Raw genomic sequence first — 21631 nt, forward strand, 5'->3', positions numbered from 1 at the left:
CTAAAAAGAAGGCTTAAATGATGGGATAAAGAAAATAACAAAGTGAAAACATCTTATGAATTTGTAAGGTGTTTTTTATATTTTTAATTAATACAAGAGAGAGAGATACTCGTAAATGATGATAGAATAAAATAAAAAAGCATATTATATACAAACAAATAAAAAGGTTAAAAATATACAGTTTATATAAAAATATGATATAATTTCCAAAAGGCATTATATTTAGATATTTACATAAAAAATCTAAAAGTAAATAATAGAAAGAAAATTTGAAGATTTATAAAAGCTAGAAGTAAACTGTTAGCAAGAGGATTTTTTTATATATTATTAACAATTGTATTTTATTATGCATTAACTTTTAGGAAAATAGGAATTTAAGGAGATAAGATATGAATAACTATTATATTGGTATAGATTTAGGTGGTACAAATATAAAATCTGCTATATTTACAACCAATTTTGAAAAAGTTGCAGAATGTCGGATACAGACACAAGCTGAAAAAGGTTCTGATGTTGTTCTATCAAGAATGTTAAATAGTATTCAAGAATTATTAAAAGGTTCTGGCATTCAAGAAAGTCAAATACTTTGTATGGGAATTGGAGTTCCTGGATTATTGGATACTAAAACAGGAATATCAAAATTTTCACCAAATTTCTTAAAGTGGGAAAATGTCCCTGTATCACAATGGTTTGAAAGCAAATTAAAAATTCTCACATTTATTGATAATGATGTGCGGATGAATTTATATGGAGAATGGTATTCTGGAGCAGGAAAAGGCAAAAGAAATGTTGTTCTGTTAACTTTAGGTACTGGGTTAGGGTCTGGTGTTGTAGTAGATGGTCATGTATTATACGGTGCTACTGGAAGTGTAGGAGAAATTGGCCATATGAACATGTATCGCTCAGGTCGGCCCTGTCGTTGTGGAAGTTCTGGCTGTTTAGGTAGATATGTATCTGCTCTTGGCATGTTAAGAACATTAAAAGAAAAAATGCAAGAGGGAGAGCATAGCATAATCCATGAATGGGTAAAAGGCGATTATGACAAAATTACTGCAAAAATGGTATCTGAAGCTTTTGACAAAGGTGACGAGGTTGCTATAAATACTTTTTATGAAACTGGAGAACTGCTTGGTTATGGGCTTGCTAATGTAATCAATTTATATAATCCAGAATGTATTATTATTGGTGGCGGAATGGCTGCAGCTGGGGAACGATTGTTGAAATCTGCAAGGGAAATTGTAGATGCACATGCGTTGCAAATCTCAAAAAATACTTGTGAGATTATAATAGCATATTTAGGGGATGCTTCTGGAATGCTAGGTGCTGCAATTTATGCAAGTAAGCATATGAGAAAAGAAGAATAGATAAACCAGGGGAGATATGGAAGTGTTAGTGATGAGGGATGTAGATATTTATGGATTAATTATAATTACATTTCTTCTTGGAGGATTTTTTACTTTCTTAGGTTGGATAATTAAAAGTCAAAATGCAGGAGATATGCTAAATGGATTTGATGAAAAAAAACATGACAAAGATAAAGTATCAAGGATAATGGGAGGAAACATGCTATATACGGGCTTAATTATTATTCTATTAGGTGTGATAGGTGTTTTTTTTAATAGCAAGTATTATAATTATGTAACTTTTGCACAGACTTTTGTTGTAATAGTAGGAATTATAAAAGGGATATATGAAGTTAATAAAAATGGTAAGATAAAAAATAAATAAAAGCCAGTGATTTAAATCATTGGCTTTTTGTATTTCACTAAAATTTGATTTAGAGAAATAAACTAATTATACCAACAATGATATGGTATAATTTGTATAACATACAGGAAAATAGGAATTTGTTATTCAAGTATAAAAGATAAATTACTAAAAGAAAGAGGTATAGGGAATGGTACACTTGGTTTATTGTGATGATAAAACAAAAGAATTATCAAAAATTTTAGAAGGAAGTAAAACTATGATTATCAGAGGTGCGGCTGGTAGAAAAATCCCACATAGTAGAGTATTCAAGGATGAAGTGTTATATTTCATGGAAAAAGGTTCAAAGAAAATAACAGCTAAAGCCGTGGTTTGTGATGTTCAAAATTTCATTAAGCTAAATGATGAAGAAATAACAAAAAATATTGAAGATAATAATAAACTACAATTAACGGAAAAGCAAAAACAAAGATGGCATAAAAAGTGTTTATGTTTAGTAGAGTTTGAGAATGTAGAAGAAATAACTCCTTTAGAATTTGACCATAAAAGCAATATGGATGATTGGCTAATTATTGAAAAAATAGATGATGTAGTGGTTGGTACCAGTATTCCGTATAATTATGATAAGTCAAGGTTTTAACAGGTAATTAAGTATGGATATGTGGAATCCTTGGCGTGGGTGTAAAAAATGTAGTGATGGTTGCAAATATTGTTATATTCATAAAGGTGATTTTAAAAAGAATATAGATACTAATAATATAATTAAAACAAATGATTTTTATAAACCAATAGAAAAACTAACTAATGGTACTTATAAGTTTAAATCAGGTACAGTATATTTATGCTTTTCATCAGATTTCTTTATTGAAGAAGCAGATGCTTGGAGAGCTGAATGTTGGAGAATGATAAAGAAAAGAAGTGATTTAAAGTTCTTATTTTTAACTAAAAGAATAGATAGATTTAGCTATTGTATACCTGAAGATTGGAATGATGGTTACGAAAATGTGATTATATGTTGCACTATAGAAAATCAAAAAAATGCTGATTATAAATTATCTATTTTTAAAGATTTACCTATAAAGCATAAATGTATAACAGCTCAACCATTATTAGAAAAAATAAATATTGAAAATTATTTAAAAGATATTGAGCTTGTTGTAGTTGGTGGTGAATCTGATAAGAACGCAAGAACATTAGATTATGACTGGGTACTTGACATAAGGAGTCAATGTGTAAAGGCAAATGTTAACTTTGAATTTAGGCAGTGTGGCACAAATTTTATAAAGGATGGAAAACTGTATAAGTTGCAAGTGAAAGATTTATGTAAACAAGCTAAGTTGGCAAATATAAACTACAATATATAGTTATACAAACTCCAATATGCAGAGTAGATTGGAAAATAGAATTTATATAATAGATTATAGAAACTCATTTATATATGCAGTATTTACAGCGTGCAACTTCAAGTTGCACATACTTAAAAAAGAGAAAATGTAAGTTGGTGTACTTCTCATTTTTAATCAGTTACACTTTAGATATCAATTAAATAGGAGGATAATAAAATGAGTTTTGGACAAAATTTACAGTTTCTTAGAAAAATGCATGAAAGAATGACGCAAGATGAATTGGCTGAAAAAATGAATGTATCTAGACAAACAATATCAAAATGGGAGATGGATTCTGCTTTTCCAGAAATGGAAAAGGCTATTACACTTTGCAAACTTTTTTCTTGTTCTTTAGATGAAATGGTACTGGGAAATATGAATTCGGACAACGAAGCTTATACAAATATTCGTGTAAAAATGGTGCCTTCATTCCAATATGTCAAATATGTAGTAATTAGTGGTGAACCAGAAGATGATGCAAAAAAACATATATACGATTGGGCTATTTTTTGTGGCATTGAGAAACCTGAAATAATTGGCTGGGATTTCCCTTTTGTTTCACAGGAACAGATAAATGTATACCATATGCATGGCTATGCAGTTGCGTGTATAATACCGAAGGATTTTCCACTAGATTGTTCGGAGAAAATTATACAAGCAAACCAGCAGTATGTAGTTATTACGATTAGGGAGCCATTTAAGTCACCATTCTCCATGATTCCGAATGCATACAAAACACTTATACGATATATGGAAGTAAATGGTCTACGTCATAAAGAAAATAAAGAAGTCTTATCATGTTTTGAAAAGGAATATAATAAAGAGGGTATCTATTATATGGATGTATATATTGCTATTGAGTAATAATGATAATTCTAATTGCCGGTAGTTCACATACAGGAAAAACACTTTTAGCACAGAAGTTACTTAAAAAATACGGTTATCCATATCTATCTATAGACCATTTGAAGATGGGTTTAATTCGCAGTGGACAGACTACCCTTACGCCGGAAAATGATGACCTATTAACAAATTACTTATGGCCGATCGTAAGGGAAATGGCAAAAACCGCAATAGAAAACAATCAAAATTTGGTTGTTGAAGGGTGCTATATTCCTTTCAACTGGAAGGATGATTTCAGCGATGAATATCTTGAACACATTCAGTATTATTGTCTTGTAATGACAGAAAAATATATTGATAATAACTTTTTAGATATTAAAGGATATGCAAATGTAATAGAGGGTCGCCTTGATGATTCATTTTTAAGTCCAGAAATGCTGATAAAAGAAAATGATTCTAATTTAGAAATGTGTAAAAAATATAGATGCGATTATATTCTGATTGATGAAGAATACAAGGTAGATGTTGAACTATAATTTCCGTTTACCATAGAGATTATGAGCATAACCTCAGCCCGTCAAATTTCAATTTAACTAAGAAATTAGAAATAATTTTGATATAATACAAATTAGTTTAATCTTTATTTCAGAATGTGAAGTTATTGTAAGGTAATTAAGAAAATATAAGATTAGAAAATTAAATAGTGAGATATTTAAAACTTTATTGAAGTTTATAAAAACAATTATGCATAATTGTTTTATATTTTGTACTATAAAAGGAGGAGATTCATTTGGCAAGTGAAAAATTTAAAATGCCAGTTGCTGCACATCTTTTACTTATTAAAGAAGGCAAGATATTGTTGTTAAGAAGACTTAATACAGGATACGAAGATGGAAATTATAGTGTAGTTGCAGGGCATTTAGATGGAGACGAAGATGTAAAAGCAGCAATGATAAGAGAAGCAAAGGAAGAAGCAGGAATAGATATTAATTCAAATAACCTAGAGATTGTGGGAGTTATGCATAGGAAGTCAGAAGTTGAAAGAATAGACTTTTTTCTTGCAACAGACTCATGGAATAATGAGATAGTTAATATGGAGCCAGAAAAATGCGATGATCTATCATGGTTTGAAATAAAAAATCTTCCAATTAATACTATACCATATATCAAGAGAGCAATAGAAAATTATATGTCTGGTGTTCAATTTGACATTTATGGATGGTAAAAATCAACAAGAGGTAATGAAATTTATTTAAGTATTAAAAAGTAGTATATGAAAACAAACTATAAAGTTAATTGATAAATAATTATTTAAATTTAAGTAAAAGGAAGAACATTTATGATAATAAGGACAAGGGATAACATGAAGCTTATAAACATAAGGATGTTTTCTATTAGAGAAGAGAGGTTAATTCTAAGACGATTTATTTTAGAAGGAACTTATGGTTCTCAACTATTCTTTTTGAAAAATACAATTGAGATATGTAGCTATGAAGATGAAGACGAAGCTTTGAAAAAATTAGATGAGATTGAGGATTTTTTTAGGAAAAATCCTAATGGAATTTATAAAATATAGATAAAAATAATATGAGAAATAGTAAATGGATAATAAGTTATTAGAGTGGGCTGTTGAACTGCAAAGTATTTCACAAGGAGCACTATACTATTGCAAAGATAAGTCTGATATAGAACGTTTCGAAAGAATTAGAGAAATTTCAGCAGAAATGATAAGCTTAAAGTCAGATATACTTTTAGATAAAGTATGTAAAGTTTTTTTGTTATGTTCTTTGATAGATGGGGAATTTGAGACAAATATTGAAACAATAAAAAGTGATTATTTTTCATTAGATAACTTACCATTGTTAGCAACAGAAAAAAATAACGAAGAACAAATCAAAATGTGTTTTGAAGCATATCAAAGTACAAACTGGAAAGCATTATTTGACTAAATTCTAATTTATCTAAATTAATAAGATGCCGTATTATTTAGAGTGAATATACGGTATTTTTTAGATATTATTAGAGTAATAGAAAATGAAGATAAAATTAGGGGAATGAGTCCTCATTTATAGAATAAAATTAAATTAATATACACCAATATTTTTGAGCAAAATTTACTTGATAATAAATATTTTATAGAAGGAGAGTTAACGATGTTTAAGGAAATAAGAAGAAAAGATAGAGAAATTGAAGGTTCACAAGTAATAGAAGTATTAAAAAAATGTGAGTATGGAATTTTATCTACAGTAGATGAAAATGGGTATCCGTATGGGGTGCCGTTAAGTTATGTTTATGCAAATGACTCAATATATTTTCATAGTGCTGTAGAAGGACATAAGTTAGAGAATATAAAGAAAAATGATAAAGTATCTTTTTGTGTAGTTGGGCAAACTGATGTATTACCAGATAAATTTAGTACTAAATATGAAAGTGTAATAATATTTGGAAGAGCAAAAGAAGTTTTTGATGACGAAAAAACCTTAGCTCTTTTAGAATTAATAAATAAGTACTCAGCAGATTATATAGAAAAAGGCAAAACATATATTAAAAATGCAAGTGATAAAACTAAAGTTATAAAGATAAGTATAGATCATATTTCTGGAAAAGGGAGAAGATAATTTTATTATTAGTAAAATTCATTTAAAGAGGATTTTAATTATTAAGTTTCACAATATCTTAATATTACTCCTATTATTACTGAAACATTAAGAGAAAGAAATCTAGGGATAGCAGTGGGAAAATCAGTTCAATGGTTAAGAGAAAATATTGAATGTCAAGAAAAAACTGTAGATGATAAGATTTTTAATGATGCAGAATCTCGTAGAGATGTATGGAATAGATTAACATCGTTTTATGAAATAATATTATCAGATAAACATGAAAATATCATTATAGTATCCATGGCGATACACTAAGTATTTTTAATGCAATGTGGTTGGGGTTAGATGTTAGTATGCTAAATAAATGTGACTTATTTGGTATGGCAGGTGGTATTTCATTTTTAAGTGAGACAAAGGATGGAAAACGTATTATTAAACGACTAAGTGATATGTCATACTTAAAATAGTCTTAAATTAAGAGAAAATAAAATATATATTGGTGCTGGGATTTTTAAATTTAAAATGATATAACTAATGAACTTAAAAAGATACTTGGTATTATAGGCGTAGTTATAGTATGATGAAGAGTTCGTTTCAAAAGACTCAGAGTAGTATGTAATTATAGTATATAATTACATACTTATTAATTTAGATTGGAGAATAAAATGTGTATAATTTGTGATTCTATTTATTTAATAGATAAGTTTACATGTCCGATAGACTACAGAAAAGCATACATTAGTTATAAAGATAAGATGCTTACAACAGTTCATGAGAATAAAATATTATTGATAGAAGAATCATGTGAATTTGACAAAACAGGAGCAGTAGCTGGAGGTTGGTATGATGATTTTATGATCCATAATTTTAAATGTAGTAAATGTGGACAGCTTTTTGAATTAGTGGCAGAAACATATCATGGAGGAGGACATTCAAAAAAGATAAATTCATTTCAGAAAAGTGATTATTTATATATGAAATTATTAAGTGATGAAGATAGAATGAATTTAGTAATTGAGCTTAAAAATCAAATAGAAGATGATTTACTTAATAAAATTATAAAATTAACAATGACTAAGGATAATACAGAAAAAATAGAAAAAATATGTCAAGAAGCATATCAGAAATATACTAAAGGGCTATTATCTGATTATTATTATGGTAGAATTTATTCAACTTGTATTGAGTATGCATTTCCTAGATAGATTTATCGGATAGAATATAGTATTAATTAATCTAATTATTGAATATTAATATAACTATATATATTATTTGGAGGAGATTCTATGATAGGACATTTAGGATTTTCATATATAGGATTAATTTATTTGTTGATGTTATTTATACCAAACATTATATGGACAAAGCATCAGCCAGAAGATTATGATTATAGCAATGAAAATAAACTATTGATGTTATTTGAACGTATTGGACAAGTATCTGTAACATGTTGTGCTTTGATTTTCTCTGATTTCAATCCTACTCATTTTTCTCTATGGAGTCTATGGTTAATTTCATCATTCATTTTGATGATTTTATACGAGATATATTGGATTAGATATTTTATAGGGGAACATACTTTAAAAAATTTTTATCGCAGTTTCTATGGTATTCCTGTGCCAGGAGCAACTCTTCCTGTTGTTGCATTTTTACTATTAGGGGTATATGGAAAGGTAATTTGGATGATTATATCTATAATAATTCTTGGAATTGGTCATATAGGAATACACAATCAGCACTTAAAAGAAATAAAATATTATCAATAAATTCTATTAATAATTTGCTATAAAAGAAGTATATGTGATTATATGGTTATTTAGTTTAAAATTGTATTAAGTTGTGAGATAAAAGGGGAGTATTAAATGGAAAAATTGATAAGCAATAGATTGGTATTAAGGCAATGGAAGGAAAGTGATAGCGCGGATTTATATGAATATGCTAAAAGTGATTTAGTGGGTCCAAATGCTGGATGGCCACCTCATAAAGATGAAAATGAAAGTAAAGAAAAAATAAAAATGTTTATACGTAATAATGACACTTATGCCATAGTTTTAAAGGCTGAAAATAAAGTTATTGGTGGTATTGGGCTGCATAGGAGAAAGCCTGATATTAATTTGACTAATTTAGAGCAAAGAGAAATAGGATATGTTTTAAATCCTAAATATTGGGGAAATGGTTATGTTCCTGAAGCTGTAAATTGCTTAGTTGATTATGGTTTTAATAAATTAAATTTAGACTTAATTTGGTGTGGTCATTTTGATTTTAATAATAATTCTAAAAGAGTAAATGAAAAGTGTGGATTTAAATATAGGTTTACTAAAAAAGAAAGATTAAAATTCTTAGACAATAAAGAGGTTAATATACTTTATTATAGCATTTTAAATTCAGAGTATTTTCATTAAGTTGTGTATTATAATGAAAAATCTTCAATTCGTAGTTCAATATGGAAATGCAATGATGGAAATTGTAAGATGGTTTTTCATCAAGGTACTCTTGTAGGTATTAAGTAATTATTTTAAGTAACTACAGTTTTGTTTGATTTGGAGGAGAAACTTATACCTATATACTTGATAAATAGTAAAATAGTATTAATTTATTATGGCAATATTTAAATTTTGAATGAATTTAGGAGGTAAATATGATAGGTCTTGTAGGAATAATATGTATAGTGGCTGGTTTTATACTTAAGACTTTTCCAGCACGAAAAATGAATTCTATATATGGTTATAGAACCCCATTATCAATGAAAAATCAAGATACATGGAATGAGGCACAAAAATATTCAGGCAATACTTTTCTTATATTGGGCTTCATTTATGTTGCTTTAGAATTTGTTTTAAATTACTTAATTAAAAATATTAGTATAGGTTATCAAAATATAATAGTTTTAATAGGTGTTGTTATTATGATTGTTCTTGATGAAGTACACTTGAGAAAAGTTTTTAATAAAGACGGAAGTAGAAAGTTGTTGTATAAATAAAAATTAGAAGGGGATGTATCAAAATTTATTTTGATACATCCTCTTTTTATACTCTAACACTAACTTCACCAGAAGATAATAATCTAATAGAACCATCTTCCATTTTAACTTTAAGTCTGCATTCATCATCAATCTCAAGAACTACAGCTCTTTCAGAGGATTTACTAGAAAGTATATTTACTTCTTTATTGATTAATAGGGATCTTTCTTTATATGATTTTAGGAAAGATTTATCTTCAATATGTTTGTAATAGTTCCAAAAGCGCTCTAAAATTTCAGCTATAAGTTTACTTCTAATATCAGATGAAGCTGAAGTTTCATATTCGAAAATACCTGTAGCAATGTCTTTAATTTCTTCTGCAAAGCCTTCTTTTGGTGTTCTTACATTAATACCAATACCTAAAACAGCATAATCAATTATACCGCTTTCAAAATCAAAAGATGCCTCTGTTAATATTCCACAGACTTTTTTATTATTACAATATATATCATTAACCCATTTAATTTTAACTTCTTTATCAGAAACATTTTCTATAGCTTCAGCAACAGCAACAGCAGTAGCAGCAGTAATAAGAAAAGCCTTTGAAGCATGCAGTTGTGGGCGTAGAAGAATGCTCATATAAATTCCTGTACCTTTAGGAGAGTGAAACTTTCTACCGAATCTTCCTCGTCCTTCAGTTTGTTCTTCTGAAATAATTACTGTACCTTCTTTTTCTCCATTAAGTGCAAGCTCTTTTATTGCACTATTAGTTGAATTAATTGTTTTGTAAACATTAATATTAAAATCATTATCACCTTTATTTAAATATTTAGAAATACTTTGAGAAGATAGGATATCTGTATCAGTAGAAAGGCAATAACCTTTGTTAGTAACAGCACAAATATTATATCCTTCATTTTGTAATGATTTTATTGCTTTCCAAATAGCATTTCTACTTACTGAAAGTTCTTTAGCAAGATCAGCACCAGATATGTAATTTCCTTTGTTATTTTCAAGTACACTTAAAGTTTTATCTTTTACACTCATGTTTCCACCTATTTTATTTTCATTATTGTTATCTTATTAATATATTATACCATAATGATTGTCACCTTAAAATATAAAAATAGTTGACTATTATAAAAATAGGAAGTATTATATAGAATATATTAGATTACTTTATAAAAGATTTTGCAAAATCATTAACTCAAATAAGTGATGAAATATATAAAAATGTTAACAATATATTGTGTTTTAAATGTAATTTTACAGAATACATAGAAATGGGGGATTAATATGAAAATAAAAGAATTGACAAAAATGTCAATTTGTATAGCAATAATTTGTATATCAGCATATATTTCTTTTCCACTACCATTTACTCCTACAATGGTAACAGCACAAACAATTGCAATTAATTTAGTAGCATTAATACTTACACCTAAGCAATCATTTATAGTTGTTTTATTATACATCTTATTGGGTGCCTTTGGATTACCTGTTTTTTCAGGAGGAACAAGTGGATTTGGTAAATTATTTGGACCAACAGGTGGTTTTATATTAGGATTTTTAGCTATTGCTCCATTAATGAGCTATTTAAAAGGAAAGAATAACAGCTTTAAAAGATATTTAGCTGTTACAATATTTGTAGGAATGCCTGTACTATACGCTTTTGGAGCAGTCTTTATGAGCATATCACAAAAAATTAGTATTATGTCTGCATTATCTTTAGCAGTAGTTCCATTTATAATTGGTGATATATTTAAGTGCTTTTTAAGTTCATACATTGCAGTAAAACTAAATAAAATCTTAAAAGTTTAAAAATATACTAGAAAGTAATTTATAAAGGAGCTGTGCACTAACTATTTTAGTGCGATAGCTCCTTAAAAATATTATAAATTAACATCATCAAATTCATGTTATTTTTATCACCTTTATTTTAATCATTAGAGTAGTACCTCATAAACCTTATAGCTTATAAATTAACAAAAGATATCATAATGTCTTCAATTTTTCTATTCAATATATCACTTTGCATAAAATACTTTACATTCATTCATACTAGCCCAATAACCACTCTTTAGTCCTGTAACTGTTATCCTAACATATCTAGCATTTTCTTTTGAAAAGCCACTCATTTGATTTTTCTCATTACTGTCATTATTGCTCTTATCTACAACCTTTATCCAATTATTATTATCAATTGAAACCTCTATTACGTAATTATATAATTCTGCATATTCCCAATTAATTTCTACTCCATCTATAGGATAAATATCTCCAAGGTCAACCTTCCACCAATGATTAGCATTGCTATTGTTTGCACACCATCTACTTGATAAATTTCCATCATTAGCTTTATATGCACTATTTCCTTTTCCTAATTGTTCGCTATCAGAAGTTGCAAATTTATTTAAAGCCAAATTATCGCCTGGCTGTGGATCAATGGTTTTATTGCTATAATTACAAGGTACTCTTGAATCTTTAAGTTCAGTTGTATCTATTGTTATGTCACTACTAATTAATCCATTTGATTCTGCATTTATAGTGATCTGTCCTAAATCCTCCAGTTTACTTTGTATAAATATTGCGCCTTGTCCAGCTTCTAATTTAAATGGGTTCTCTCCAATTAATGTACATGGTCCATTAACAGTAAACTTTATATTATTATCAGCATAAGGTACTACTTGATTATTCTCATCAACAACAGCTACATAAACTCTAGTTGTATCACTTCCATCTGCTACTATAGATGTATCATCTGCTTTTAATATAATCTTTTTAGGAGTTCCTGGAGTATATCTTGTAAATGTTGTTACAACATTACCATTAACTCTTCCTTCTGCTCGTATATTTCCAGTTTCATAGATAATATTATCAAAAACAGTTAATGGATACGGTAAATTCATATAAGTATTTGGTTTCTTTATGCCCTTAGATACTCCATTAACAAAAATTTCAACTTCATCACAGTTGCTTGCAACAGTTATATTTGATGGAACATTTGGTGTCCAATAATTTGCTATATATACCATACTTCCATATAAATCTCTATTATTTTGAGATTTATAAAACGCAGCTACTGGCTTTGGATTTCTAAAAAGATCATAGGTGCCATGATATCTTATATTATTGCTGCTAACACTATCACTTATAGGTGTATTATAATCAAATGCACACCATCCTAATGCTCCAGATACATCGCTTCTTCCATAAGATTCATTTTGAACGCTAGCATGTCTTGTGAAATTTTGTAAAAGCCTACTTTCATCATCAAAAGATCTTATTGGAAATATGTGTCCTTCATATTCTGTTACAAGCCACGGCAATACTCTAGGGGCCTTTATTCCCCCTGTGAAATCATTAAATCCAAATAGATCCTCTAAAAATGTACTTAAATAATTTGAAGTAAACCTTGATCCTGTAGTTGCTCTACTTGGATCTAGTCCTCTTGCAACTTCATTTGTTTTTTTATAAAAAGTATTGTCATCTATAGATTCATTAACCCGTACTCCCCAAGTTACTATACTTGGATGGTTTCTATCTCTTAAAATCATTTCTTTTATGTTATTAATAAATACTTCTTTCCAATCAGACATTCCTATATTTCCCCAGCTTGGAGCTTCTTCTAATACTAATAATCCAATCTCATCACATCTATTCAAAAATTCTGGATCTTGAACATAGTGAGAACATCTTATCATATTGCATCCTAAATCATACTTAAGGATATCCGCATCTTTTCTTTGTAACCTATCAGCGGCTGCGCGTCCTATATAAGGAAATGTCTCATGTCTATCTAGTCCTCTCAACTTTAAGTATTTATTATTTATATAAAATTTGCCATCTTTACTACTAAACTCAATCCATCTAAGACCTATTGGAGTTATATATTCATCTACGTTTTCATCATTATAAATTACTTGTGTATAAGCTTTATACATATACGGATTATCTGGATGCCAAAGATCGGGATTTACTATTCTAGTAGTCTGAGAGTTAAATTCATAAGACCCATTAGCTGGAACATCTCCAACTGTTTCTGCAATAGCAACAATATTATTATCTTTATCCACTATATTTGTTTTAACTTTGCAGTTTACTAAACTATCACTTGTATTAATTACATTTGTCTTAGTCAAAACTACTACACTTTTTGTATTATTGTAATCAATTGGAGATGTAACTAGGTATGTTCTATCTACATATAAAGGATTTGTAATTATTAAATTCACATCTCTTGCGATACCACCAAATAAATAATAGTCCACTAAGAAATTTTCTGGTGGAATATCTTTTCTTTCAGTAGAATCAACTTTAATAGAGATAACGTTATCAGCATCTCCAAAGTTTATATAATCTGTTATATCAACTTTGAAGGATGTATATGCTCCCTTATGATCTGTAACAAATGTACCATTAACATATATCTTTGAAAATGTACCTACTCCCTCAAATTCAACAATAACTCTACTATTTTTATAATCTAAAGGCAAACTAAAATGCCTTCTATACCAAGATATAAATTGAAATTGACTGCTATCAATATTTTCTCTAGTTGTTAAAATTTTGTTTGCATGAGGTATGTTTATTTTAGTGAATCTACTTTCATCTAACTCAATATCCATACCATTCGATATATCTTCACTACTATATAACCAGTCAGTATTAAAATTCATGTTCTTTCTTTCTGTACTACTTGGTGTAAAAGTATTAGAAACATATGGCTCTCCAAGAGCTTCCTTTCCCAATACTTTAAAATCATAAAAACTAGCCCAGATTCCACTTTCTGTTTCTGTAACTGTAATCTTCACAAACTTAACGTTATCTATAACAAAATCATCCTTTTGTATTTGATTTTTATTAGTATTATCTGTTTTATCTATTACTGTAGTCCAATTTTTATCATCGCTTGATACTTCTATTTTGTACTTGTAAATTTTATTATCTTTTTCCCAAGTAACCTCTGAACCAGTAATTGAATAAAATCCATCTAAATCTACTTTCCACCAATGTCCCCACGCTCCATCATTAGCACACCATTTTGTGGATAAACTACTATCATTACCCTTATCAGGATTGTTTCCATATATGGCTTGCCAACTATCTGCCGTTGCGACTTTCATCAAAGCTATATTGGTAGTATCTGCTGCAAAGACTACTTTCATACCTGGGTTATAGTTTGTTAATGCAAGTAATATCATCATAGCTAAACAAATAAATAGAAATTTAAGTTTTTTCATAAAATATTCCTTATACTCATTAAAGTTATTACAAAATATTTTATTATTATTTAGCCATTTTTGTGTCATATTTTTTACTAATTTTCAATAAAATATATACCCTAATATCTAATTCATCTATGTAGACTCAATTTTAGTTGTTCCTCTACGAATTGACTTAGTAAACGCAATGAATCGTTAGCTAGTATCATGCAATCAATATTTAATGGAAGTTTTAATTAATAAAACGTCTGATTCACGATAGAATCTTTTTGCAAAAAATAAAGCTGTGCACTAATTATTTAGTACGACAGTTCCTTTAATTATTTTTATTAGAGATTATTTAAATTATTATTTAAATAGAAGAAATATATGTTATTATTTACATATAACCTAAAAAATGGATTGTTTTTGGTTATAATGTTTTATTAATAAGTTGTCTTAGATGAAAATGTCTAACAGAGCTAATTAATAAAGTAAATTTTGAAAGAGGTATGAATTATGAAAGAAATAACAAATTCTAAAAAAAGTAACAACGGATATATGTCCTTAATAATATCTTCAATAGCTGTAATATTCTCATTTACCTATATAGGTGGTAAGTATATAGGTCAACATATATTAAATTCTTTAGGAATACCACTTCCATATTCAATTGTATCTATTATTTTATTTTGTATATCTATTTTAATTGGATATAAAAATAGAGAAAGTTATTATGGAAAAGCAGGAATGGCTTTATCTACAATTTTTCTAGGCTTCATTGCTATATCATCACTAATTTAATATAGTATCTTACAAGATTTATATAGAGTGTTTCTTTAAAGTGAATAAATAATTTTTTATAGACTAGATGCAAAGGTATCAATTAAGATAGAGGACAATTTAAAATCATATAGAATAATTGCATTGGTTTACTATAAAGATACTTTAAAATATTAATTAATAGTAGGGGGAATGTGCTATGTCAAAAGAAAAATTATTACCTATTTCTATTTTTTGTTTATCACTTTCAATTATTATTAGTGCTTCAATAATATCTAATGGTATGCAAAATAATGGACGATTCATTGGAGAGGGGATAAGCCAAGGATTATTTAATATTACTAATACAATTAGTCAAGAAAATAATAACTTAGATTCAAAAGATATTTTATCATTAGATGAGGCATCACAATACTTGGGTATAAGTCAGGAAAGATTAACTCAAGTAATTATTAAAGATGAATCGATACCATGTGTGCAAATATCTGGACAATTTATATTTAGTAAAAAAGCATTAGATAAATGGGTTGAAACATCAAGATTTAAGATGTAATTCAAATAAAATAGTGAAAGCACATGATAAAACCAGATACAATAATGCCTTAAGTATTAATGCTTTTAGAATTTCTACATCTACAAAATATATATGTTGTGATTGTGGATATTTTGAAGAGGACTTTGGTAGTTAAAAGGATAGAGAAGTTATTTATAATGAATTTAAGGATAAAATGTAGAAGCTGATTTTGGATTTACATGGATTATCTAAGACTAGAATTTGTATTATTGATACTCATTTTATTTAGAGTTAAGCTATTTATTAAAAATAAGTTATATATATTTTAATTAATCATGATTTAAGGGAGCGGGAAGAAGATATGATGTCAATAATATATAAAAACCCAGTTGTTTCAGCAGTAGCTATAAATATAGTTACTTTAATTTTGTTAATATATTCAGTTAGTGAAAGAATATCATTGTTTTTTATGTTACCAATGCTTACTGGTGTTTTAAATAGACGAATTGTTGATAATAGCCATAATATTGATAGAAGAAAGAAAATTATAATTTTTTCTAGTTTTGTATTAATACTGCTTATTTATTTAGCATATGCTCAGTGTGTGTATATTATTTAAATATAAATAAATTGCTAAAAGAGTATCTATAGATACTTCAATTATTTTAAGCCTAAGTATTATAGAATTTATTATATTAACATGTCATATTCAAAAAAACAATATTTTCAACAGTAGGATTTTCAAAAGATGGAATAGGAAAGCAACTTGTTAAGATTCTAATTAAATCTCCAGTTATAGCAGCTATTATATATTCGATTTTATTTGGATTATGGCATTATCCAGTTGGGCAAAGTATAATGCAAGTTTTAATGACCTCAATTTTAGGAGGAATATATGGATCTAATTAAAGAAAATAAGTAATTATTTTTAGAAAGGTGATTTTTAATGAGAAAAAAATACTTTATTTTTATTGCAATTGCTTTTAGTATTTTTATTACTGGTTGTAGTAATAAAAGCTTAAATGTTGAAGATTATCTTAATAGTGGAAGATTAATTGATTCAAAGGCAAAAGATATTATGCCAGAGCTAGAAGATTTGCCTGAATATAAGAATATAGAATACAAATATACACATAAATCTATGTTAATATTTGAATCTCATTCAGTTGCCCTTATTGTGAGCTATGATGATAATACATTTGAGAGTGAAAAAGAGAAATTAAATGAACAATATACTTTTTTAGATGAAAAAATCAAGTCCGAATTTGATAAAAGTAAATACTACATTCCTGAATATGAGTTTTCAGTAGAGAGTTATACATTTAGAGTTATAGATAACAATGGTACTCCTAACACGAAATATCCTAAGTCCTTTGGTATGATTGGAATATCTGAAGAGAAGAAAAGCATAGCATATTTGTATTTTTATGATGAAGATTTAGATTATATAGGGGGAGATAGTGAAAAAGAACCTATGGCTAAATTCCTTAAGGAGTATTTTAAATATGATTTTTAGTTTTAGATTCTAAATACTATAAGCATTATCTTATTACCAAAAGAATTATTTATTAGAAGGTAAAAAATATAAAATTAATAATTTCTGTGGTTATATGATGAATGAGATAAATTAGTATAGTGATTTATGAAAATAAGTTTACTATAAGAGCAGCAGGAGGTAGGAATACAATAACTATAGATTTTAATGAATAATAGGGAGAAAATATCTTTAGAAATTGAATAATAATATGTATATGATATAATTTATATAATATATTTTATGAATGCGAGATGGATAAAAATGAATTATAAAGAACTACAGCCTGATTGTGAAAAGTGCTTTGGACTATGTTGTGTTGCACTATATTTTTCTTCTATGGATGGATTTCCAGTTAATAAAGATGCAGGTAAACCTTGTATTAATTTAAAAGGTGATTTTAAATGTAAAGTTCATGAAGATCTTAATAAAAAGGGACTAAAAGGTTGTATAGCATATGATTGCATTGGTGCAGGGCAAAAGGTAGCTCAAATTACTTATTCTGGACGTGATTGGAAGGAAAATCCTGAGTCTTCAAAGCAAATGTTTGATGTTTTTATTATTATGAAGCAACTTCATGAAATGCTCTGGTATCTTAATGAAGCTGTTAGGTTACAATACAATAGCAATATAAATAAAGACAAGCTGATTGAAAAGATAGATGAAATAGAAAATCTAACGCATTTAGAGGCAGAATCAATTATAAATTTAGATTTAACATCCATTAGAGTAGGCGTTAATTCTTTACTTCTACAAACTAGAGGATTTTTGAGGAAAAAAGTTAATAATGGTAAGAATTCTTTAAAAGGAAAGAAAGCAATAGGTGGGGGCTTAAATCTTATGGGTGCAGATCTTAGAAAAAAAGACCTAAGAGGTGCAAATTTAAGTGGAGCTTTTCTAATTGCATCAAATTTAAGAGGCGTAGATTTAAGTTGGGCAGATTTAATTGGTTCTGATTTAAGGGATGCGGATTTAAGTGGAGCAAATTTAATTAATAGTATTTTCTTAACTCAAGCTCAAATTAATAGTGCTAAAGGTGATGTTAATACAAGATTACCTAAATCACTAATTAAACCAGATCACTGGTTAAAATGATTAAGTAATCAAAAATAAAAAGTATATTCAACTATATAGTTTATATTATAAATGAATATTAATCATAGAAAGAATACAAAAGTGAAGGATAAAATTAAAAATAGAAAATATCGTATTATTCAAATAGAGTATACGATATTTTTTATTTAAGAATATTAATGGGAGAAGTTTATGGTAATTAAGGATAAAAGAATTGAAGGTAAAAATTTAGCATGGATACTTCGTTGTCCAACAAAAGCAGATGCTGAGGAATTATCTAACCTAAGAGTTAAAATAGATGGAGAAACAGAAAACCTTGATAGGGAGCCAGGAGAAGGGTTGTTAACTCCAGAAGATTTTGAAAGAATAATTTATAAAGATACTATATCAAAAACAACTTTATTTTTAATAGCAGAGGTAAATGGAAAGATAGTAGGATTTACACGTTGTGAAGGAAATAAACTAAGTAGATTTAGACATAAAGCAGAGTTTGGAATATGTATATTAAAAGAATACTGGGGATATGGGATTGGTAAAGTACTACTAGAAAATATTTTGATATGGGCAAATACTGCAGGAATTAAAAAAATTTCATTAACTGTTGTAGAAACAAATAAAAAAGCAATTGAATTATATAAAAGATATGAATTTGTAGAAGAAGGATTATTAATAAATGATCGTATTCATAAAGATGGAAATTATTATAATACGGTTATAATGGGAAAGTTTTTATATAAAAATAATGACTGATAAATTCGTACATTATTTTATTATACATAATCTAATTATATTATGAAATGGATAAAAGCTGTTATATCTGAAAATTAAATAACCAAATATTTGAAAATATGTTATAATTAATGATGGTAAGATATTGTAAAGTAAAATTCAGTTAGATTATTAAGAGGTGTTATATGAAATTCCAATTAGCTTTATTGGCTGTAAAAGATGTTGAAGTATCGAAGAGGTTTTATTGTGAATTATTTGAACAAACTGTTACTTTTGACTTTGGTAGAAATGTGACATTTAGTGGGGGATTTGCTATACAAGAAGATTTTCATTGGCTAACAGATATACGAAAAGAATCTATACTTAAAAAGTCTAACAATATGGAGTTGTATTTTGAGGTTGATGATTTTAACACTTTTGTTAAGAAATTAGAATCATACACTAATATTGAGTATGTTCATAAAACTAAAATGCATGAATGGAAGCAACGGGTTATTAGAATTTATGATCCTGATTACCATATGATTGAAATTGGTGAATCTATGGCTATTATTGCAAAAAGATATTTATCAGAAGGATATTCTGTTGAAGAAACATCTGCAATAATTCAGCATCCTATAGATTTTGTGAAGTCCTGCATGTAAAAAATCACTATAATTTCCTGATTTAATAATCAATAATCTTAATATATTTAGAAATAATTAATTTTTATGAGATGAAATTATGATTATTTATTAAGTTATCAAGTTATTAAATAAGGGAATATTTACTGATGATACTTAACTAAGATTAGGATTTATTTTGCTTATATGCATTTTATCTAAAGTTAATTTATTTCGTAAAAATAAGTGATGCAGCCTGTATGTATTGAGCAAATTTAATATACTATGAATAATTATATTCTAATATTGACATTGCTAATTACAAAATTAAGGAGGGGAACTTATTGAAAAATAATGAAGTTAAATTAATAAATGTATGTCCAGTTTTTATATCTGAAGATGTACAAAAAACTGTAGATTTCTATGCTGAAAAACTGGGATTTAAATTTGCAACACATTATGATAAGCGTGATAATTTTGCAACGATATATAGAGATTCTATTGAGTTTGTAATTGTACAATCGAAGTTTGGGCAAATGCAATCAAACACTAAAAGATATGGTGCAGGTTATGATGCTTATATTGATACTGACACAGTTGGTGGAGTTGATATAATTTATGAAGAGTTTGTTTCCAAAGGTGTTCATATAGTATCAAAACCACATAAAACAGATTATGGTAGTTATGAATTTGTTATTGAAGATATTGATAAAAGATTGATTGGGATAGGACTTATTTATAGCAATAAAACCTACTTTGAAAACTCAAATTATTTGAATTAATACATTGATTTAAAATTCATCCTATTCTTATGATGTAAATTATTATAAATAAAAAATTTATTTAAGCATAGCATTATTTATAATGAATTTAAGATGGGTTTTGCCTTAAATTTAGGCTTTGTTTTAAAATAATGCTGATTTTATATTATATTTAAAGAGGGACATTATCCCTCTTTAAATATTCATTGCAAATGCTATTTTGATAATACTCGTCTTAATAGCATTTTTTTATAATTTCTTAATTTAGACATATCGTGTTTTTCGGAATATATTCCAATAAAGATTAATGTAAAGCCTAATCCTACACCTAATCCTTTTATAAATTCTGGAAATAAATTAAAGCAATTTGATAACAAGAAAATAACATAAAATAGCAATCCCCAATTTGTATAATTATTTAACTTTTTCATATACATCATCACCTCCACTATTCTAATATATATTATATACAAAAATTATAAATTTAACTATTATATTGAAATAATATATGAATATAATGCTATAATTAGTATATATTTTAATTTTCACAAGTTTTAAAGGTATTATAAGTTTATAGGAGTGATATTTCGAAAAGGTCAGTAATTTTATTTCTAGATTTCAATAACATTAATATTATTAAAAGTATAAGGGGAAAGTATGACCCACTTGCAAATTGTATTGACCCACATATCACCATTGTTTTCCCGTTTGAAAGTGATATATCTACTAATGAATTAAAAGAACATTTTAATGAGGCTTTGAAAGATGTAAAGAAGTTTAGTGTTTCTTTGAAGGATTTTACAGGTGATTTTAGAGATGGTTCATTTGATTTAAAATAAATTCTATAGTTTTCTTAAAACACGCAGAGAAGTCGTAAATGGTTTATCTAAAAAATTAAAGGACTTACTATATAAATTATTTTTTTTATGAAAGAG

At 27.4% G+C, this 21631-nt stretch carries 29 protein-coding genes; 26 read left to right on the forward strand and 3 right to left on the reverse strand.

Annotation, left to right across the window (positions count from 1 at the left end):
* Positions 1 to 389: 389 nt before the first annotated feature.
* The 15 genes from ACH36K_RS09290 (at position 390) to ACH36K_RS09360 (ending at position 9515) form a co-directional block, all read left to right on the forward strand.
* On the forward strand, positions 390 to 1364 hold the full coding sequence (locus ACH36K_RS09290) for an ROK family protein (protein WP_411167361.1): 975 nt from the start codon (positions 390 to 392) through the stop codon (positions 1362 to 1364).
* A 31-nt stretch (positions 1365 to 1395) separates the two neighbouring features.
* Complete coding sequence (locus tag ACH36K_RS09295; protein WP_411170677.1) at positions 1396 to 1728, forward strand: DUF3784 domain-containing protein; 333 nt, start codon at positions 1396 to 1398, stop codon at positions 1726 to 1728.
* A gap of 169 nt (positions 1729 to 1897) precedes the next feature.
* Entirely contained in the window at positions 1898 to 2347 is a 450-nt protein-coding gene (locus ACH36K_RS09300) for a hypothetical protein (protein ID WP_411167362.1), read from the forward strand.
* Positions 2348 to 2360: 13 nt separating this feature from the next.
* The gene (locus ACH36K_RS09305; RefSeq protein ID WP_411167363.1) at positions 2361 to 3071 is read left to right on the forward strand and encodes a DUF5131 family protein; all 711 of its coding nucleotides are present in this window, start codon (positions 2361 to 2363) and stop codon (positions 3069 to 3071) included.
* A gap of 198 nt (positions 3072 to 3269) precedes the next feature.
* Positions 3270 to 3956 (forward strand): helix-turn-helix transcriptional regulator, encoded by a 687-nt coding sequence (locus tag ACH36K_RS09310; RefSeq protein WP_411167364.1) that lies wholly within the window; start codon positions 3270 to 3272, stop codon positions 3954 to 3956.
* Between the two features lie 2 nt (positions 3957 to 3958).
* Complete coding sequence (locus tag ACH36K_RS09315) at positions 3959 to 4471, forward strand: adenylate kinase (protein WP_411167365.1); 513 nt, start codon at positions 3959 to 3961, stop codon at positions 4469 to 4471.
* 254 nt (positions 4472 to 4725) lie between these two features.
* Positions 4726 to 5160, forward strand: coding sequence for an NUDIX hydrolase (locus ACH36K_RS09320; RefSeq protein ID WP_411167366.1), 435 nt, complete (start codon positions 4726 to 4728; stop codon positions 5158 to 5160).
* Between the two features lie 114 nt (positions 5161 to 5274).
* A complete protein-coding gene (locus ACH36K_RS09325) occupies positions 5275 to 5511 on the forward strand; it encodes a hypothetical protein (protein WP_411167367.1) in 237 nt (78 codons plus the stop codon).
* A 25-nt stretch (positions 5512 to 5536) separates the two neighbouring features.
* On the forward strand, positions 5537 to 5884 hold the full coding sequence (locus ACH36K_RS09330; RefSeq protein ID WP_411167368.1) for an NUDIX hydrolase: 348 nt from the start codon (positions 5537 to 5539) through the stop codon (positions 5882 to 5884).
* Positions 5885 to 6088: 204 nt separating this feature from the next.
* Positions 6089 to 6553 carry a pyridoxamine 5'-phosphate oxidase family protein gene (locus ACH36K_RS09335; RefSeq protein WP_411167369.1) on the forward strand — a complete coding sequence of 155 codons (465 nt, stop codon included), beginning with the start codon at positions 6089 to 6091 and terminating at the stop codon, positions 6551 to 6553.
* A 108-nt stretch (positions 6554 to 6661) separates the two neighbouring features.
* Positions 6662 to 6850, forward strand: a complete 189-nt coding sequence (locus ACH36K_RS09340) for a hypothetical protein (RefSeq protein WP_411170678.1) — start codon at positions 6662 to 6664, stop codon at positions 6848 to 6850.
* A 350-nt stretch (positions 6851 to 7200) separates the two neighbouring features.
* Positions 7201 to 7740, forward strand: coding sequence for a hypothetical protein (locus ACH36K_RS09345; RefSeq protein ID WP_411167370.1), 540 nt, complete (start codon positions 7201 to 7203; stop codon positions 7738 to 7740).
* Positions 7741 to 7821: 81 nt separating this feature from the next.
* Positions 7822 to 8301 (forward strand): hypothetical protein, encoded by a 480-nt coding sequence (locus ACH36K_RS09350; protein WP_411167371.1) that lies wholly within the window; start codon positions 7822 to 7824, stop codon positions 8299 to 8301.
* 96 nt (positions 8302 to 8397) lie between these two features.
* A complete protein-coding gene (locus ACH36K_RS09355) occupies positions 8398 to 8937 on the forward strand; it encodes a GNAT family N-acetyltransferase (RefSeq protein ID WP_411167372.1) in 540 nt (179 codons plus the stop codon).
* 236 nt (positions 8938 to 9173) lie between these two features.
* Positions 9174 to 9515: an SdpI family protein gene (locus tag ACH36K_RS09360; protein ID WP_411167373.1), complete on the forward strand. Its 342-nt coding sequence runs from the start codon at positions 9174 to 9176 to the stop codon at positions 9513 to 9515.
* A gap of 46 nt (positions 9516 to 9561) precedes the next feature.
* Here the strand turns inward: ACH36K_RS09360 and ACH36K_RS09365 are convergent, their stop codons facing one another.
* Positions 9562 to 10542 carry a biotin--[acetyl-CoA-carboxylase] ligase gene (locus ACH36K_RS09365; RefSeq protein ID WP_411167374.1) on the reverse strand — a complete coding sequence of 327 codons (981 nt, stop codon included), beginning with the start codon at positions 10540 to 10542 and terminating at the stop codon, positions 9562 to 9564.
* Positions 10543 to 10791: 249 nt separating this feature from the next.
* On the opposite strand from ACH36K_RS09365, the gene ACH36K_RS09370 reads away from it, so the two are divergent.
* Complete coding sequence (locus tag ACH36K_RS09370; RefSeq protein ID WP_411167375.1) at positions 10792 to 11316, forward strand: biotin transporter BioY; 525 nt, start codon at positions 10792 to 10794, stop codon at positions 11314 to 11316.
* A gap of 206 nt (positions 11317 to 11522) precedes the next feature.
* On the opposite strand, the gene ACH36K_RS09375 is transcribed toward ACH36K_RS09370, so the two are convergent.
* The gene (locus tag ACH36K_RS09375) at positions 11523 to 14738 is read right to left on the reverse strand and encodes a discoidin domain-containing protein (RefSeq protein WP_411167376.1); all 3216 of its coding nucleotides are present in this window, start codon (positions 14736 to 14738) and stop codon (positions 11523 to 11525) included.
* Between the two features lie 480 nt (positions 14739 to 15218).
* Here ACH36K_RS09375 and ACH36K_RS09380 point away from each other — a divergent pair, with 480 nt between their 5' ends.
* From ACH36K_RS09380 to ACH36K_RS09420, 9 genes are all read left to right on the forward strand, one after another.
* The gene (locus ACH36K_RS09380) at positions 15219 to 15503 is read left to right on the forward strand and encodes a hypothetical protein (RefSeq protein WP_322390243.1); all 285 of its coding nucleotides are present in this window, start codon (positions 15219 to 15221) and stop codon (positions 15501 to 15503) included.
* Positions 15504 to 15681: 178 nt separating this feature from the next.
* Positions 15682 to 16035 (forward strand): helix-turn-helix domain-containing protein, encoded by a 354-nt coding sequence (locus ACH36K_RS09385; protein WP_411167377.1) that lies wholly within the window; start codon positions 15682 to 15684, stop codon positions 16033 to 16035.
* A gap of 322 nt (positions 16036 to 16357) precedes the next feature.
* Positions 16358 to 16615, forward strand: coding sequence for a hypothetical protein (locus tag ACH36K_RS09390; RefSeq protein ID WP_411167378.1), 258 nt, complete (start codon positions 16358 to 16360; stop codon positions 16613 to 16615).
* A gap of 176 nt (positions 16616 to 16791) precedes the next feature.
* On the forward strand, positions 16792 to 16905 hold the full coding sequence (locus ACH36K_RS09395) for a hypothetical protein (RefSeq protein ID WP_411170679.1): 114 nt from the start codon (positions 16792 to 16794) through the stop codon (positions 16903 to 16905).
* A gap of 37 nt (positions 16906 to 16942) precedes the next feature.
* Complete coding sequence (locus ACH36K_RS09400) at positions 16943 to 17512, forward strand: hypothetical protein (protein WP_411167379.1); 570 nt, start codon at positions 16943 to 16945, stop codon at positions 17510 to 17512.
* Between the two features lie 282 nt (positions 17513 to 17794).
* Positions 17795 to 18625 (forward strand): pentapeptide repeat-containing protein, encoded by an 831-nt coding sequence (locus ACH36K_RS09405; RefSeq protein ID WP_411170680.1) that lies wholly within the window; start codon positions 17795 to 17797, stop codon positions 18623 to 18625.
* A gap of 171 nt (positions 18626 to 18796) precedes the next feature.
* Positions 18797 to 19354 carry a GNAT family N-acetyltransferase gene (locus ACH36K_RS09410; protein ID WP_411167380.1) on the forward strand — a complete coding sequence of 186 codons (558 nt, stop codon included), beginning with the start codon at positions 18797 to 18799 and terminating at the stop codon, positions 19352 to 19354.
* 164 nt (positions 19355 to 19518) lie between these two features.
* Positions 19519 to 19977, forward strand: a complete 459-nt coding sequence (locus tag ACH36K_RS09415; protein ID WP_411167381.1) for a VOC family protein — start codon at positions 19519 to 19521, stop codon at positions 19975 to 19977.
* Positions 19978 to 20279: 302 nt separating this feature from the next.
* Positions 20280 to 20717, forward strand: coding sequence for a VOC family protein (locus tag ACH36K_RS09420; protein ID WP_411167382.1), 438 nt, complete (start codon positions 20280 to 20282; stop codon positions 20715 to 20717).
* 194 nt (positions 20718 to 20911) lie between these two features.
* On the opposite strand, the gene ACH36K_RS09425 is transcribed toward ACH36K_RS09420, so the two are convergent.
* The gene (locus ACH36K_RS09425) at positions 20912 to 21127 is read right to left on the reverse strand and encodes a hypothetical protein (RefSeq protein ID WP_411167383.1); all 216 of its coding nucleotides are present in this window, start codon (positions 21125 to 21127) and stop codon (positions 20912 to 20914) included.
* 213 nt (positions 21128 to 21340) lie between these two features.
* On the opposite strand from ACH36K_RS09425, the gene ACH36K_RS09430 reads away from it, so the two are divergent.
* Entirely contained in the window at positions 21341 to 21535 is a 195-nt protein-coding gene (locus ACH36K_RS09430) for a 2'-5' RNA ligase family protein (protein ID WP_411170681.1), read from the forward strand.
* The last annotated feature ends 96 nt before the right edge of the window (positions 21536 to 21631 follow it).

Source organism: Clostridium sp. MB05, assembly GCF_046581255.1.
In the GTDB taxonomy this organism is placed as follows: Bacteria; Bacillota; Clostridia; order Clostridiales; family Clostridiaceae; genus Clostridium.